At 36.2% G+C, this 16,075-nt stretch carries 12 protein-coding genes and 1 pseudogene; 2 read left to right on the forward strand and 11 right to left on the reverse strand.

The window, feature by feature from the left end; genetic code table 11:
* Positions 1-21 precede the first annotated feature (21 nt).
* From AC0VX7_RS22085 to AC0VX7_RS22095, 3 genes are read right to left on the reverse strand one after another with little or no spacing between them, the layout of a single operon-like run.
* Positions 22-1,065, reverse strand: a complete 1,044-nt coding sequence (locus AC0VX7_RS22085) for an Ldh family oxidoreductase (RefSeq protein ID WP_475425938.1) — start codon at positions 1,063-1,065, stop codon at positions 22-24.
* Between the two features lie 27 nt (positions 1,066-1,092).
* Positions 1,093-1,896 (reverse strand): fumarylacetoacetate hydrolase family protein, encoded by an 804-nt coding sequence (locus AC0VX7_RS22090; protein WP_475425939.1) that lies wholly within the window; start codon positions 1,894-1,896, stop codon positions 1,093-1,095.
* Between the two features lie 25 nt (positions 1,897-1,921).
* Positions 1,922-2,605, reverse strand: a complete 684-nt coding sequence (locus AC0VX7_RS22095) for a GntR family transcriptional regulator (RefSeq protein ID WP_475425940.1) — start codon at positions 2,603-2,605, stop codon at positions 1,922-1,924.
* 914 nt (positions 2,606-3,519) lie between these two features.
* On the opposite strand from AC0VX7_RS22095, the gene AC0VX7_RS22100 reads away from it, so the two are divergent.
* Complete coding sequence (locus tag AC0VX7_RS22100; protein WP_475425941.1) at positions 3,520-5,022, forward strand: outer membrane protein assembly factor BamB family protein; 1,503 nt, start codon at positions 3,520-3,522, stop codon at positions 5,020-5,022.
* A 266-nt stretch (positions 5,023-5,288) separates the two neighbouring features.
* Here the strand turns inward: AC0VX7_RS22100 and AC0VX7_RS22105 are convergent, their stop codons facing one another.
* A complete protein-coding gene (locus AC0VX7_RS22105; RefSeq protein ID WP_475425942.1) occupies positions 5,289-6,398 on the reverse strand; it encodes a M20 family metallopeptidase in 1,110 nt (369 codons plus the stop codon).
* Positions 6,399-7,200: 802 nt separating this feature from the next.
* Between AC0VX7_RS22105 and AC0VX7_RS22110 the strand changes: the two genes are divergently transcribed.
* A complete protein-coding gene (locus tag AC0VX7_RS22110; RefSeq protein WP_475425943.1) occupies positions 7,201-8,595 on the forward strand; it encodes a cell wall-binding repeat-containing protein in 1,395 nt (464 codons plus the stop codon).
* A gap of 266 nt (positions 8,596-8,861) precedes the next feature.
* Here the strand turns inward: AC0VX7_RS22110 and AC0VX7_RS22115 are convergent.
* From AC0VX7_RS22115 to AC0VX7_RS22145, 7 genes and pseudogenes are all read right to left on the reverse strand, one after another.
* Positions 8,862-8,939 (reverse strand): annotated as a pseudogene (locus AC0VX7_RS22115) (DUF7713 domain-containing protein); the annotation flags it as partial.
* A gap of 49 nt (positions 8,940-8,988) precedes the next feature.
* On the reverse strand, positions 8,989-9,426 hold the full coding sequence (locus tag AC0VX7_RS22120) for a zinc-ribbon domain-containing protein (protein WP_475425944.1): 438 nt from the start codon (positions 9,424-9,426) through the stop codon (positions 8,989-8,991).
* Between the two features lie 159 nt (positions 9,427-9,585).
* Positions 9,586-10,965 (reverse strand): hypothetical protein, encoded by a 1,380-nt coding sequence (locus tag AC0VX7_RS22125; protein WP_475425945.1) that lies wholly within the window; start codon positions 10,963-10,965, stop codon positions 9,586-9,588.
* A 557-nt stretch (positions 10,966-11,522) separates the two neighbouring features.
* Positions 11,523-12,689, reverse strand: a complete 1,167-nt coding sequence (locus AC0VX7_RS22130; protein ID WP_475425946.1) for a nucleotide sugar dehydrogenase — start codon at positions 12,687-12,689, stop codon at positions 11,523-11,525.
* A 53-nt stretch (positions 12,690-12,742) separates the two neighbouring features.
* The gene (rfbB, locus tag AC0VX7_RS22135; RefSeq protein ID WP_475425947.1) at positions 12,743-13,759 is read right to left on the reverse strand and encodes a dTDP-glucose 4,6-dehydratase; all 1,017 of its coding nucleotides are present in this window, start codon (positions 13,757-13,759) and stop codon (positions 12,743-12,745) included.
* Positions 13,756-14,652, reverse strand: coding sequence for a glucose-1-phosphate thymidylyltransferase RfbA (gene rfbA, locus AC0VX7_RS22140; protein ID WP_475425948.1), 897 nt, complete (start codon positions 14,650-14,652; stop codon positions 13,756-13,758). Before rfbA ends, rfbB begins: the two co-directional genes overlap by 4 nt.
* Positions 14,652-16,070 carry a lipopolysaccharide biosynthesis protein gene (locus tag AC0VX7_RS22145; RefSeq protein WP_475425949.1) on the reverse strand — a complete coding sequence of 473 codons (1,419 nt, stop codon included), beginning with the start codon at positions 16,068-16,070 and terminating at the stop codon, positions 14,652-14,654. Before AC0VX7_RS22145 ends, rfbA begins: the two co-directional genes overlap by 1 nt.
* Positions 16,071-16,075 lie beyond the last annotated feature (5 nt).

The raw sequence follows: 16,075 nt of genomic DNA on the forward strand, positions 1-16,075 counted from the left end.
CTTATAAAAATTTCATCGACTCTATACGTTAAGTCCTTCAACTCCAAGATTCTTAGCTAATTCATTTAAGTTATGGAAGGTTTGCTCCTCCATTGGAACTCCAGCCTCCAAATTCTTCTTCTCCTTCAAAAACTCTATTTCACCGGGCAGGTATATTTGGTCCGTTCCAGCTGCTTTTTTCGAGTTTTTAATGTAAGAAACGAGTTGTTTTATCCCGCTATAGTAAATCTCTAAAGGGACCAGCTGTTTGATATCAATTGTCAGCATGAAATGCGAAATAGATTGTTTCTGGTTCAAATCGTACATTGAAGGAATCATTTTCGAAAAATGCCCGCCGGAAAGAACTCCAGTTAAAATCTCTGCCATAAGTGCTAAACCAAAGCCTTTTGGCCCGCCAACAGGAGAAAGGAAACCACCATTTATGACATCATCCGGATCAGTAGTAGGTAAGCCCTTGGCATCTACACCCCAGCCTTCAGGGATTGACTGATTCTTTTCTTTTGCAAACAAAACTTTGCCAAAAGCAGTATTGCTTAACGCCATATCCAAAACGATAGGATCTCCCTCAGCAGATGGTGCTGCAATTGAAATCGGGTTATTGCCGATTACCTTTTCTGCTCCCCCAATCGCAGGCATTAGCGGTGAAACATTGCTGATGACAATCCCAATTTTATCTTTCTTAGCCGCCATCAAAGAATAATAAGCCGTGATTCCAAAATGGTTGCTATTTTTAACAGCGACTAATCCAATACCGGATTCTTCTGCCTTTTCAATCGATTTTTCCATAGCTTTGTATGCAACAACTTGCCCAGCCCCATAATTTCCGTCCAGAAGAGCCAGTACAGGGTTTTCCTGCTCTACGTTTATATCAACCTTATTAGTAATCATCCCTTTTTGGATCCGCTCTATATAGATGGGAAGCCTTAAAAAACCATGGCTATGTATCTCTCTTAAATCTGCTTCCAGTAAAACTTCAGTAATGATTTCTTCCTCTTCTTGAGGTACATCCACACTCATTAATAATTGATTGGAAAAATGCCTTACCTTTTCTGGATTGATATTCATTTTGATCCCCTTTGCCAAATGATTTCTTTACGCTGAATGAGTCTCCTCTGCCTGAAGGCCTGCTTCTTTTGTTCCATCCACAACTTTATTTCTTAACTTTCCAATTCCTTCAATCTCAAGCACTACCTCATCCTCAGGCTTAAGCGGTCCAACTCCAGATGGTGTACCAGTTATGATAATGTCACCTGGATTCAATGTCATAACATCAGAAACTTTCACAATAAGAGATTCTATATCGTGGATTAAGTCATCAGTATTTGAATGCTGTCTAACTTCACCGTTTACCGTTAATTTAATTTCAACATTATTTGGATTTAATTCTGTTTCAATTACAGGACCTAGCGGTTTAAAGGTGGCAAATGACTTAGCTCTCGTAAATTGTCCATCCTTCTTTTGCAAATTACGATCTGACACATCATTGCAGGCAGTATAGCCGAACACATAATCCAGTGCTTCTTCTTTTTTAACACCCTTTGCCTGCTTGCCGATTACGACAGCCAGTTCTGCTTCATAGTCAATTCGGTGGTCAAGATTAGGCAGAATAATTTCCTCTCCATCCGGTACGATAGCCGTTGGAGAAACCATAAAAATCATTGGTTCATCAGGAATTGCTTTTCCGCTTTCTTCCGCATGGAGTGCATAATTCAGGCCAATGGCAATAACTTGACCTGGATTTACTGGTGGAAGCAGTTTCACGTCCGAGAGCTGGAATACCTCTCCTGTAAACTTTGCTGATTCATTCAGAAAGTCTGAATCTAGTTGTCTAATACTTTCTCCCTCTAACACTCCAAATAAATTCTGACCATTTTTAACAAAACGTAAATACCTCATTTAACCTTCCTCCTTAAGAAGTAAATCATCTACTGTGATTTGGGATAAGACTATTGATCTTGTCATAGTAATCTCTTTGATTGCGCCTGAGGATTTCTCTTCCAGCCCTTGTCTTATGCTTAATCATATAGCTTTCGGCAAGCATACTATCTTTCTCCAACAATGCATTGTAAATCAACTCATGCTCTTCAACTGACGCCTGAATGTGTTCGTCATTCCCTTTGAATAACGATGGGTAGCGTTTAGTGTTTGCCCAAAGGTCGTCAATCGTTCGGATCAATAGCTGGTTATTACAAGCAGAGTAAATCTTATTGTGGAACTTAACATTCAAGGATTCATATTCGCTGTAGTCCTTCTCTCCGAATGCCACAACTGAATCGTCTAAAATCTCCCTCAACTCCACTAAGTGGTCTTCCTTCAAACCTTCTACTGCCAATCGGGTTGCAAGCCCTTCCAATTCTACCCGCAATTCAAAAATCTCCTGAATATCCTTAGACGATAACGTGCTGACAACCGCACCAACATGAGGTTTAAACTCGATCAGCTTATCAGAATCCAATTGACTAATCGCTTCCCTAACTGGAATTTCACTACTTTCGAATCTAATAGCTAGACGACTGATAACAAGCTTTTCACCAAATTCGTATTGACCATTAAGTATTTCTTCTTTAAGCGTTTGATAAATCATTTCTTTTTTTGTTCTGTACATACGAGACTCGCCGCTCCTTAAAATTCAAATCATATATGATATATGATATATGATACACATTAACATTTATTCAGTCAACAGTGAATATTTAGAATATTATTTAAATTAAAAAGATACATTTGCATTGCCCAATTGTATAGCTAATATAGGTAACGGTAAAAACGTGAAGTTTCTACAGTTATGCAAAATAAAAATAGATTGGAATAAGAACCAAAAATTAAAAGGCACGATGAGCTAATAAACACCGCTCAACGTGCCTTTTTTCGTGAAAACCTTCCGATTGTCCCGTTTGAGACATAGGGACTCATGTGTCTCATTCCTGTATCTCATTGTCTCATTTGATATATAACTGCAGAAACAAAAACGCAAATCAAACAGAGAAACTCTTAATTATAAAATGAGAATATTGTTTAGCTAAAAACCAACAGTCAAATTGGAGGCTGTAGCTTTGATCTATTTAATTCTTCCATTGCGAAAGTAATTTCTTCTATGGTATTTACCAATGGATTGTTTTGAGTATAGACATACTTCGTCCTTCCTCATCAATCTTAGTTGATGGCCTTAAATTAAAAAGCTTTATCTCTATACCAAGAATCTGCTTGCTTGCATCAGCATATATCATGGATGGTTTCATATAGTAATAAAACCATCAATACCAGGACAACCTAACCGTCAGCAAACTATTTTGACATCCACAAATACCTAGAAATCGTCCATTTTATTAGAAATCACGTAAGACGAAAGAAGCAAAAGGTACGTCCCCACGCTTCATTTGTTGTAATTGAAAATTGATTGTTATAGTCTAATCACTATGTTGGTTCTTACAGGAATCGACCTTTTCTCAGAAATTTCGTAAGGCGAAAGAAGCAAAAGGTACGTCCCCACGCTTCTCTTCATAAGTCAGGAGGGAAATAATGAAGATTTTTTCTAGAATACATAAGCTTTTTCTTTTATTATGCCTTATGGTATTTGGTACCATGGTTAGTGTTTTACCTGTATTTGCTGATGATTTCGGTCCTTCAGAATGGAGCCAATACAGATTGAACCCTGAGAATAATCCAGTTTACCACAGTGAGTTCGATTCTATATTAAAAGATATTATTAATACCAGTGATGAAGTTCGTTCAACTCCAGTTGTTGTTGGAAATAATGTTTTCATAGGAAATCATAATTCTGGAGACATATACTCTTATAATTTAATTAATAAAAAAATGAACTGGCAAACAAAAGCACCCAATTGGATTCATTCTGAAATTATATATGTAAACAATCAATTATTTGTTGGTTTCGGAAATCGTTTCTATCAAGAAGATGGGACGAGAGGTACAGGGAAAAGTGGGCTGATGAGTCTAGATCCTAAATCAGGAGAGATTTTATGGACTTTTGAAACAAAAGGTGAAGTAATGCCAACCCCTGCGTATTATGATGGTACTGTTTTTATAACTACAGGTGATAAGCATCTATATGCTGTTGACCCCAAAAGTGGTACGGAAAAATGGAAATTAAAATTAGGTCATGTAGTTAGCATGTCTTCACCTAACATAAAGGATGGAATATTATATGTTGGTGGCGGTCTTCCCCATCCATACAGTTTCTTTGGGATTGATTTAACTACTAAGCAAATATTATGGGAGACTGAATTTAATAATGTATATGCGGGCTTAGATGATGTACCACCGGCTATTTTTGAAAATTTAGTAATAACAACAGCACTAGAACGAACTGATAAAATATTAAGTGTGAGAGAAGTATACGAAAGAAAAGGAACAATCCAAGCCTATAAACAAATGATTAAACTTGCAATAGGAGACTTCATTAACAAACCTCCTCTGTCATTACCGAATCATGTAATCTATGCTATGGATATTAAATCTGGAGAAGTTGTTTGGAAAGATAGTCTCGGTATTGGTCCTATGGTTTCCAATAACAAATCTGGTGCACCTATTGTATATGAAGGAAAAATATTCGTTGGGAGCCCAATTAACGAAACTTTTTATTCCTATGATGCTAAAACAGGAGAAAAGCTTTGGGCCTATAAAAGTAATGTAAACAAGGTACCACCAGTAGCAGATAAAGGAGTAGTATATTTTACAGATACCAAAGGTCTGGTTTATGCTTTTAATGTGGAAAATGGTGAGTTACTAGGAAAGAAATATTTAGGCGGAAAGCTGTCGCCCTCTGGACCTGTCCTTATGAATGACCATTTAATTGTGGGGAGCCAAAATTCAAATGTCTATGTTTTACCTACTAATGAGATCATTGGTGAAAATGATAGTACTCCTGAGCATCCTAATGTCAATGAGCAGACAAAGAAAAGTATATATTCATTTATCTTTTTAGTATATATCGTTCCAATCATAGCTCTCATAATCTTCCTGGGAATAACCATCTTTGTTATTAAAAAACTTAGAAAATAAATATAAGAAAACACCAAGTTGTTCTGTTAACACTGAATAACTTGGTGTTTTTCAAATTTTATAATTCTTACCTGCTTTTAGCTTAAACTCAGGAATATAGGAGATTGATCTTTCAGATAAAACAGGCACTTATTCCTTGGGTAAAACTATCTTTTAGACTATCCCATATGTCACGAGAAACAGCCCTACCTATGAAAAATCAAAAAGAAGCAAAGGGTACGCCCTTATACATCTTTCGTAACACGAAAGAAGCAAAAGGTACGTCCCTATGCCCCGTCATTCGTCCCAATACCAATCAGCAGGTTAGAGAAAAAGGCTGCTCGTTCAGGGATTTGACTGATGATTATGTGTTCGTTTCTTGCATGGATTCCATCTCCAATGGTACCTAGGCCGTCTAAGGTTGGGACTCCCATACTGGCTGTGAGGTTTCCATCACTTCCTCCCCCAACAGAAGCTTCTTTTAACTTGATGCCTTCTTCTTTTGCTGCTTCTTTGGCGGTCTGGAATAGATCTTTCGTATCTTGATTTCGTTCCATCGGCGGGCGGGAGACGCCTCCTCTAACGTCGAGACTTGTCCCCTCTGTGAAAGGTGTCAGCCCATGAATTATTTCATCGATTCTTTCTTGTTCTTCACTTGTTCCCGCTCGGACATCGATGCCAATCTCTGCATGGTCAGCCACGACATTAAGCTTGCCTCCGCCTTTAACAAATCCCACATTGACGGTGGTTCCAACTTCGTAATCTGTTAATGACTCTAAAAAATCGATGGCCTTGGCAGCCTCTTGAATAGCACTAGCTCCTTCATGATGGTTGTTGCCAGCGTGGGCAGCCTTGCCTGTAATATCAATATAATAGCGCGCTGAACCCTTTCTTTCCGTCTTTAAGGCGCCCGTCCGAACAACAGGTGGTTCCGTAACTAATGCATAATCACAATCCTTCGCTATCTCTTCAATGACATAGCGTGATTTCGGACTGCTCACCTCTTCATCACTGGTAAAAAGGAAAACAATCTTCTTTGAGAACGGAATTTTCAGTTCCTTAATGGCTATTATTGCCCAAATCGCTTGTACAAGGCCTCCCTTCATATCCAGGATGCCAGGCCCGTATGCACGATCGCCCTGGATTTTAAACTCTAAATCTCCAGGCTCCCATACTGTATCAAAATGGGAAAGGATTAAGATTGTTTCGCCTCCTTCCCCGTATTCAAATTTTAAATGATCTCCGTATTTCTCTTCTTCAATCACCTCTGCCCGTTTACCAAAGTAGCGGGATAAAAGCTCCTGGATCCTCTCTCCACACTGGTCTACGAGTTTTTTATTTAATGATGGAGAATCACATTCGACCAGAAACTTGATATCCTCTAAAATCTCTTGCAAATGGTCCTCCATAAACTGCCTTATGGAATCCATTATTATCACTCTGCTTTCCTATATTAATAATAAGGATGCATAATATCTATGCAGCCCCAGAATATAACTATTTTACTATTATATCATTCACATTATTAGTTTGTAGCCTGTCATCATAGCGTTTCTAATCATAATCGTAGAAACATCGGGACGGTGTTTCATCCAAACTAATAATCCAAATAGGGTGCGCCCTATTTGGATTTCATATTTCTAGGAGTAGCCACTTTTTATTCTGGGTAAGTTCTTCTAAATGGAAGTGAATCCTTGTGCCTCCCCCATTGTATATTCAACCCAGTCCCTCCCAGAAACTAACTCCTGGGACTCATACTTTATTTAAATCTTTTTCTCATGACTTGAGAAACCTTCCCACCTATGAAAATCAAAAAGAAGCAAAGGGTACGCCCTTATACATCTTTCGCAACACGAAAGAAGCAAAAGGTCGTCCCTACGCTTCCCTTAAATATAACAATTATGGGAATTTTGTAGAAAAATGGCGAATTTATGTTTAACATAGGTATTAAGTATTGCGGAGGTTTTTTACTATAAATAAAAGGAGGAGAGAGTTTTATATGTTAGGAAGGATTTCCGCCTTTATTCCTTGATTTAAGGCTGGGTGTAATACCATCCTTTTTTCATCAGGCCTTTGTGGGTTCTGGCGAATGATATTTTTCAACACCATTTTACTAGTAACATTTTTACAGACTTGTGGGAAGTAACAAACTGCTTACCTACTATTTATTAAAGTATTTAATTTGAGGGGGAACAAATTTTGAACAGGGTATTTTTCTTATTTTTAGCATTTTTAGCATTGTCCATATTCCCAACAGACGCATCTGCTCAGGAATTGGATCGTATTGCCGGGGACAATCGTTATGACACGAGCTTGGAATTTTCAATGCGTATTCCAGCTAATAGACTGGATTATGTGATTGTTTCAAGCGGGAATAACTTTCCTGATTCGTTGGCGGGAGGAGTATTAAGCAATACTTTAAATGGAAATGTTATTTTAGTAGATGATAGTAAAGTAAGTAAGGTCATTACCGAAGCTGAACGGGTGTTGAAGAGTAACGGAAAAGTCCTCATCCTTGGTGGAGAGATGGCTGTTTCAAAAAATGTAGAAAATGCACTAAAAAAACATTTTAGTGTAGAACGTATTGGCGGGGTTAATCGAGTTGATACTTCGATAAAAATCGCTGATCGCGTAAGCACAAGTCCACCTGAAGTTATCTTAGCGAGCGGCAATAATTTCGCAGATGCATTATCAATCGTACCATATGCAGCTATACGCCATACTCCTATTCTATTAAATACAAATTCAAACGATTTGAACCAAGAAATAAAAGATTACATAGAAGCACATTCTATTTCAAAAGTAACCATTATTGGTGGTGACGCTGCGGTACCAAATCAAGCACAAAAGTATTTAGAAAATAAAGATATTGTCGTGGAGAGGGTAGCGGGCAGCAATCGATATGATACATCTTTAGCAATTGCAAATACCTACTTCCCTGGAGTGAAAAAAACAGGAATAGCAAGTGGGACCAATTTTCCAGATGCACTTAGTGGAAGTGGACTAGCGTTAAAAGAACTCATGCCTATTTTATTGACTCATCCTGTTGATAGTAATAACGCTGTACTTAACTATATGATAAAGATGGATAGTTTATATGTGTTTGGAGGAGAAGCGGCCTTACCAAATAAGGCGGTCGGCCGTTATACAGTGTTAGACATTCCGTTTAATGCCAGAACGGAGTTAACTTATTTTCATAAAGACCTTGGAAATTTGACAATGGTTTTTGACCCGAAGTTTGCCAAAGATAAACCTACTCTAGAAGGTAGAGGAATCAAGACTATAGGAGTCAAAGGAAATGGAGTAGCAAAGAGCTATTATGAATTAGATGATAAATTAATAAGACGTGAGGTTTTTATTACTCTTGAAGGGACCTTAGAAAAAGGTGATTTTGGAGTTGGAATTGATGCCCAAATAAATGCAAGCAGGAAAAGGGAAATAAGAACTGATGGCAAGCTAACTCATATAGATAATGCTACCATGAAAATGCAAAGTGTCTTTTGGGATATAGTATACTTACAGAAAACGACTCGAAATGGTACGACTGTATATACGGGTACGATCAATAACCATCCAGATTTTATTTTAAACTAAATTAAAACTTTATCTTTTGTGTAAAATCAAGATCTTGGTAACCTTCGTTTTAAGCATGAAAAGCTTGAGGAGCTCTGGATAAGTTGTGGACCTTTTCATGAAAAATTGGTACTCGAACTCCCAATAGGGCGAACCCTATTGGGATTTTATTTATTACAGCAATTAAGTTTTCCATACACGAGTATACACCAATGAAGAGATACAACACCAAAGGATTCTTTTTAGACTCAATGTCGTATGCTGCGGCGTTCGCTCTAAAGCTGGTCCTATTCCACATCATCCGTCTCATCAAAAAATTTCATCTGGAAATGAAATCCTTCATAGCTCTTAACCATCTCCCCTAATTGCTCCCATGGGGAGACGTAGGGACGGTGGTCCCGTCCCTACCTGTTTTCACCTTTGAAAAGAGTTATCTTTTCTTACAGTTTTACTTACATCAGTTAGTAATCCAATAAATGGAATTAAATTTATTATAGAGAATATTGCTAATATGCTATATAAAATTATTAACCATGTAGGCTTATGTAACTCCCTTGAGAGCATGTATGCTACTACACCATTGGTCAATAATAGTATTAATATGAACACCTTGGATAGCATAGGGTCCAATCCAAAAATAAGCATAATTATATAAGGGGTTAAAGTAGAGAATATAAAGCACCCTTTTAAAAAATTCAACTCTTCATTATCAGTGCCTTTAGTTACTGTATTGTCCTCGCTTAATACCATTTTTTCCGAATCTAATACGGTTCTTTTATTGATCTTCTTACCGCAATTAAAGCAAAAGTTTGCAGTCTGTTCATTCTGTTCTCCACATTCAGTACAATACACTCCATATCACCTACCAATAAAATACTATTTAAATTGTATCATATCTGTAATAGACCTGAGACAGATCTTTCTTTTAACAAGAATAATTCATCCCAATTGCCGAATAAAACAAAAGAAGCAAAGGCTACGTTCTACTATCAACGTCCCCTTGCTTCAACCCTACCTCTCTACCCTCTCCAAACCAGTAAACGTATAATCAGGCAGTCCCTCTGCTTCAACAGTTAGCTTTTCTTGAAATTCCTCAATGAACAACTGGATTTCAGAATTTTTGTCGATTAGCCTCGTAATCAGTTCGCTAAAATGGGGATGTATTTCTTTCTCTAAAGAATAGATTACTTCTTCATCTAGCTTCATTAATAAATCCGTGAATTTTTCTTCACTCTCTCCAAGTTCCTTAAGAGTTAACAACGCTTTTAACCTTTGCTTCGTAGCCAATTCATTAACTGCATTCGTATACTCTACCGAATCTTTGACCATATTCAATGTTGCTTGTTTTTTTAGCTTCAATAATTGATGCATGTACTCTATACGATTGCGTGGATTGTCTATAATCTCACTATGTTGCAACCCAGCAGTAAACTTTTTCATTTCTTCTGATAAGGAAACAAGATAGGTTTCGTAAGACTGCATCTTTCTATACAAACTCATAAATAAAAGATGGGACTTGCTATTATCAAAGAGATCAAGAGAAATATTTATTAATGGTAAAGCGAATTGTTCTAAATAGTATTGATAAATAGTTAAGCGTTCAGGATAACTAAGCTTAGAGAATATCACCTCATCAGTTATGTAAACAGGCCCAGTTACCTTTGCAACGTCCTCATAAAACGAGCGTGTGTATTTCTTTATAAATTCCCAGTCTTCTGCCGCCTGTCTTTCATCTTTTAAAAACTTCTTTTGGAGAAGAAATACCTTATCAATTTCATCTTGTTGAGCTTTTCGATAATACCAGCGGAAATCGTAAAGTAAAATTTCATTTCCACTTTTAATCAGTGTGTCCATCCTGGTCATAAGCCGAATGCTAGCCGGATAGCGATCATAAAATCTTTCTATTTGTTCAGTTAAGAGTTGGGCAGAAGCAAGGTTCACTTCCTTCTCTGTGTTCAGAGCAGATTTTTCGGCAGCTAGGGCACTCTTTTCAGCAATATTTGTAGCAGTGTCCGCTGTTTCCTCAGCCCTCTTGGAAATTTGATAAACCCGGTCACTAAAGAAGTACGTGACATAAACTCCGATTCCTGCTATGAGCAAACTGCTCAATGCTATGGCCGCTGCTATGAAACTTATAGTTGCTTCTGGGTTCGTCAGTTCAGTCTTTGGGGCGTCTTTCCCTTTTTCATCAATATTCTCGTTTGTTAGAAAGAGGTTATTAAAATCTTCCTTAATCGTTCCTTCTGAAAGAATAAAATATGGGACAGTGGCTAGAATCGTAATAGCAACAGCAATTAAAGTAAAAATAATAATCCATCTTCGTAAATTGGGATCCTTAAAATCCCTTGAAACATGCTCCTGCTTACTTCCGCTTAGAGTCTGATCCGACAAATTCAACACCTACTAATCTTAATAAACTTAAATTGTACTCTTTTAGAAACTATTAAATCCTTCTCTAATCCCATATAACTTGGTAACGAGGACAGAGTGAATTTAAGAACACAACAAACGAGACATCACTACGAGTGTATAATCTATACAGTACAGTCTCCTTTATTCTAAAGTAGCTAAGGGTACGTCCCCCATCCTTGCTTCAGTTTCCACTCTCGAAGAAGACACGAGAACCGTCTACGGTGTCGTCCCTTGTATGTGATTACTTAAATTGAACTCCGTGCGTCTAACTTTATCTTGTAACATATATTCACCCGAAACCCAGGGTAATAGCACATTACCATCTACTCCTAAACCTAAAGACTGCATAAGATTCTCCAAAGATACCAAGAATCGTCCATCTTCTCAAAAACTTCGTAACACGAAGGGAGCAAAAGGTACGTCCCCATGCTCCCTCCTCCCTAGGAGGTATGATATTAATTACATACTCCTTTTATATGTCTGTAGATGAAACCAAATAAGCCCGCCAAGCCTCTGGCTCAGCGGGTATATTTTCACTAATCCCTACTAAATAAATCCCTAGTATATACTTTATCCTCTACTTCACGTAGATCATCAGATAATCGATTCGCAACAATTACATCTGATACTCTCTTAAATTCCTCAAAATTATTTATTACTCTAGAATTAAAGAAAGTATCTTCATGAAGTGCTGGTTCATACACAACAACTTCAATTCCCTTTGCTTTAATGCGCTTCATAACACCTTGAATTGCTGACTGCCTAAAATTATCAGAATCCATTTTCATTGTAAGTCGGTATATGCCTACAATTTTAGGACTCCTTTGAATAATCATTTCCGCGATATGATCTTTTCTTGTACTATTCGAATCTACTATTGCTGCCATGATATTATTGGGCACATCTTCATAGTTAGCCAGTAATTGCTTTGTATCTTTAGGAAGACAATACCCTCCGTAACCGAAGGATGGATTATTATAATGACCACCTATTCTCGGATCTAGACCCACACCATCAATAATTTGTTTAGTATTAAGGCCTCTAATTTCTGCATATGAGTCTAACTCATTGAAAAATGCCACTCTCATTGCAAGATAAGTATTTGCAAATAGCTTTATAGCTTCAGCTTCTGTAGAATTCGTAAATAACACATCTATTTTTTCTTTAAGAGCGCCTTCAACTAATAAATCAGCAAACACTTTAGCTCTTTCAGACTGTTCTCCAACAACAATTCTTGAAGGGTATAAGTTATCATATAATGCTTTACCTTCTCTTAAAAACTCTGGAGAAAAGATAATGTTTTCAGTATCGAATTTTTCTCGTACTTTTTCTGTATAACCTACCGGAACTGTAGACTTAATAACCATCACTGCATTTGGATTAATGGATAGAACGTTAGCAATAACAGCTTCAACAGTTTGTGTATTAAAATAATTCTTTTCTGGATCATAATTGGTAGGTGTAGAGATAATTACATATTGAGCATCTTTAAATGCTTTATAATTATCAGTTGTTGCGGTTAAGTTCAATTCTTTTGTTGATAGAAACTCTTCTATTTCATTATCTATAATTGGAGATCTCTTATTATTGATCATATCTACTTTCTCTTGGATAACATCTAATGCAATTACTTCGTTGTGTTGAGCCAGTAATATAGCATTTGATAATCCTACATAACCTGTTCCAGCGATCGTAATTTTCATCTTAACAATACCTCTTCCAAATTAGAAAACTTTAATCAATTTCACTTTCTCGTCTATTTATCAATGCTGTATTGCTTCTCAAAATAATTCTGATAATCGCCACTAATAATCTGCTCCCACCATTCTTTGTTATCAAGATACCATTGAATAGTTTGAGCAATTCCTGTTTCAAAATTATACGTAGGTCTCCAACCTAAATTCACCAACTTGGTAGGATCAATTGCATAACGCTTATCATGTCCTAAACGATCCTTAACAAACTCAATTAATTCTTCTGATTTCCCTAAAGTTTTAATTATTGTCTTAACAACCTCTAAATTTGTTCGTTCATTATGTCCACCAACATTGTACACTTCTCCATTTACACCTTCATGCATAACTAAATCAATCGCAGCACAATGGTCAATTACATGTAACCAATCACGAATGTTTTTTCCATCCCCATAAACTGGTACCTTTTGGTCGTTTAAGACACGAGAAATTGTTAATGGAATTAATTTTTCTGGAAAGTGATATGGCCCATAATTATTGGAACAACGAGTGATATTTATAGGTAAACCATATGTTTCGTGATATGCCCTAACTAATAAGTCAGATGATGCCTTGCTTGCACTATATGGGCTATTCGGTTGTAACGGTGTTTCTTCTGTAAAAAATGTATCTAGATCAAAATCTAATTCACCATATACTTCATCTGTTGATACATGCACAAATTTCGTTACTTCAATCGCTCTTGATGCATCTAATAAAACCTGTGTTCCAAGTACATTCGTTTGAACGAAGATTCCTGGGTCAGTAATTGAACGATCAACATGACTTTCGGCTGCAAAATGAACAACATAATCAAATTTTTCTTTTTCAAAAAGAGCTGTGATTGTTTCTCGGTCACGAATGTCAGCTTTTAAAAAATAATAATTATCTTTCTTCTCAATATGTTTATGTTTAGTTAAATCCCCCGCATATGTTAACGAATCTAAATTGTAAATATCATATTGAGGATATTTATCGACCATAAATTGAACGAAGTTCCCACCAATAAAACCTGCCCCACCGGTAACTAAAATTTTCATTGGGATAAGTTCACCTCTTTTTTACCTGCCGAACTAGCGATTTCTCTTAAATATTGCCCATACTCTGTTTTCAGTAAAGGTTCAGCTAATTTTCCCAATTGTTTTTGATCGATGTATCCTTTACGAAAAGCAATTTCTTCAATACAAGAGATATAAAGACCTTGTCGTTTCTGTACAGCCTCTACAAAATTTGAAGCTTCAAGTAACGATTCATGTGTCCCAGTATCTAACCATGCTAGTCCTCGCCCAGCAAGCTCAACGTTTAGTAATCCACTTTCAAGATAATGATTTAAAACTGATGTAATTTCTTTCTCTCCTCTAGGTGAAGGTTTTACATTTTTTGCAATGTTTACAACATTATTATCAAAGAAATATAATCCTGGAACAGCAAATGACGATTTAGGATTCACTGGCTTTTCCTCAATGGAAATCGCTTTTGATTTTTCGTCAACTTCAACAACTCCATAAGCTCTTGGATCTTTCACGAAGCATCCTAATATGGATGCTCCTTCTTTTAATTTCGACATTTCTTTTAGACGATTACCAAAATTTGACCCATAAAAAATATTATCTCCTAATACAAGCGCAACCGGAGAGTTGCCAATAAATTCTTCACCAATAATAAACGCTTCTGCAAGACCATTGGGCCTTTCCTGAGCAGCATACTTAAAATCCATACCAATTCCACTACCATCTCCTAAAAGTCCCTCAAATACTCCTAAATCTCTAGGAGTAGAAATAATCAACACTTCCTTTATCCCTGCTAGCATTAAAACAGATAAGGGATAATATATCATTGGCTTATCATAAATAGGTAGAATTTGTTTTGAAATAGCCTTTGTGAGTGGATAAAGGCGCGTACCAGAGCCACCAGCTAATATTATTCCTTTCATCAAGACACTCCTTTTCTTAAGCTAATCAATCTTTTTATATCTTTTAGATAAATAATTGTAGTCAACCCCATTGCCGCCAAACCAACAATCTGCACATTTATCAATTGGTAAGGAAATATCGTATAGCTAGCAAAAGAAATTAAAACTGCAATAGATGCATAAATTTTTCTTAATCCATAAGCTACTTTGAAATAATGTAAAGAAATTGATGTTCTAAGTGAAAAAAATAAAATGTAGGAAATTCCAGTGGATATTGATGCTCCCATCCCACCATATTTCGGAACTAGCAAATAATTCCCAATAATATTTGCTATACAAACAATAAAAGCTATAACCACATGCCACTTAACTTTTTTGTGGAAATTTATACCAATAACTGTAGTTTCTGAGATAGTGTACATAATAGGAATGAACACCAAAAAAGGTAGCATAGTACTTGCACTTTCATAATCAACGCCTAATAACATAATAATTACATCTTTCATCATGATTACAACGATACCCACAAATATCATTAAAAAACTAACTATCCTTGAAATGTTAGCATAAAATGCAGTATTATTAGAATCCTTCTGGTATGCTTCATAAGCAACTGGGGTCCAAAAAGTAGCAAAAGCAGCTTGAATTATTAAAAGAAGACCTACAACTTTAAATGCTGCTGCATATAGCCCTAATTCATTAAAAGTAGCCCATTTTCGAATAGCAAATTTATCAAAACCCTCAAAAATCCACATAATTGCAGTTGTAAAAACTAATGGATAACTGTAAGTGAATATTTCCAATTTAGAATGGTGAGTTGATCTATTACGGTTATTAAAGTTCCAAAAATCTTTTTGTGTCTTAATAAGAAAGATACTAAGAATAAGAAAGCTAATTACTGTTGCATAGATGATTATTTTGTATGTGTTACCGATTATACTAAAAAAAATTAAGACTCCAATTAATATGGTTGATTTATTTAGGATTTCAAGTATAGAAAAAAGATTTCCTTTTTGTTGCATTCGAATGAGTAAAGTTCCAAAACGAAACACGACTTGGATTACAATGGACATTAGAAGAGCTATAAAAATCAATACATTATACTCAGAAAATAAAAAAATCAGTAATTCAACTCGAAATAAAAGTAATATAATCAATAAAGGAATAAGTATTATTAATGATACTTTTAAACAATTATATAATAGAGCTCCTCTTCTATTTTCTTTCTCTTCATAGAAAAAGCGAACGAATGCCTGATCTGTCCCAAATACAGCTATGATCATTGCTATACCAACAAACATGGTGAACATGGAGAATTTGCCAAATTCATCAGGTGATAAGATTCTTGTGGTCAACATTGTTGTAAGGAATGCAATTGCGGCTCCAAATACACTTCCATATGAAAAGGAAAGAAATTTTTTCAAAAGTTTATTTTGCAAGACTA

It is taken from the genome of Mesobacillus sp. QJM3NY_10, from assembly GCF_056173465.1.

Excerpts from the sequence above, each read along its gene's own strand:
- AC0VX7_RS22085 (WP_475425938.1), bottom strand. The coding sequence starts at position 1,065 with ATGAATATCAATCCAGAAAAGGTAAGGCATTTTTCCAATCAATTATTA.
- AC0VX7_RS22090 (WP_475425939.1), bottom strand. The coding sequence starts at position 1,896 with ATGAGGTATTTACGTTTTGTTAAAAATGGTCAGAATTTATTTGGAGTG.
- AC0VX7_RS22095 (WP_475425940.1), bottom strand. The coding sequence starts at position 2,605 with ATGTACAGAACAAAAAAAGAAATGATTTATCAAACGCTTAAAGAAGAA.
- AC0VX7_RS22100 (WP_475425941.1), top strand. The coding sequence starts at position 3,520 with ATGAAGATTTTTTCTAGAATACATAAGCTTTTTCTTTTATTATGCCTT.
- AC0VX7_RS22130 (WP_475425946.1), bottom strand. The coding sequence starts at position 12,689 with ATGAAAATTACGATCGCTGGAACAGGTTATGTAGGATTATCAAATGCT.
- rfbB (WP_475425947.1), bottom strand. The coding sequence starts at position 13,759 with ATGAAAATTTTAGTTACCGGTGGGGCAGGTTTTATTGGTGGGAACTTC.
- rfbA (WP_475425948.1), bottom strand. The coding sequence starts at position 14,652 with ATGAAAGGAATAATATTAGCTGGTGGCTCTGGTACGCGCCTTTATCCA.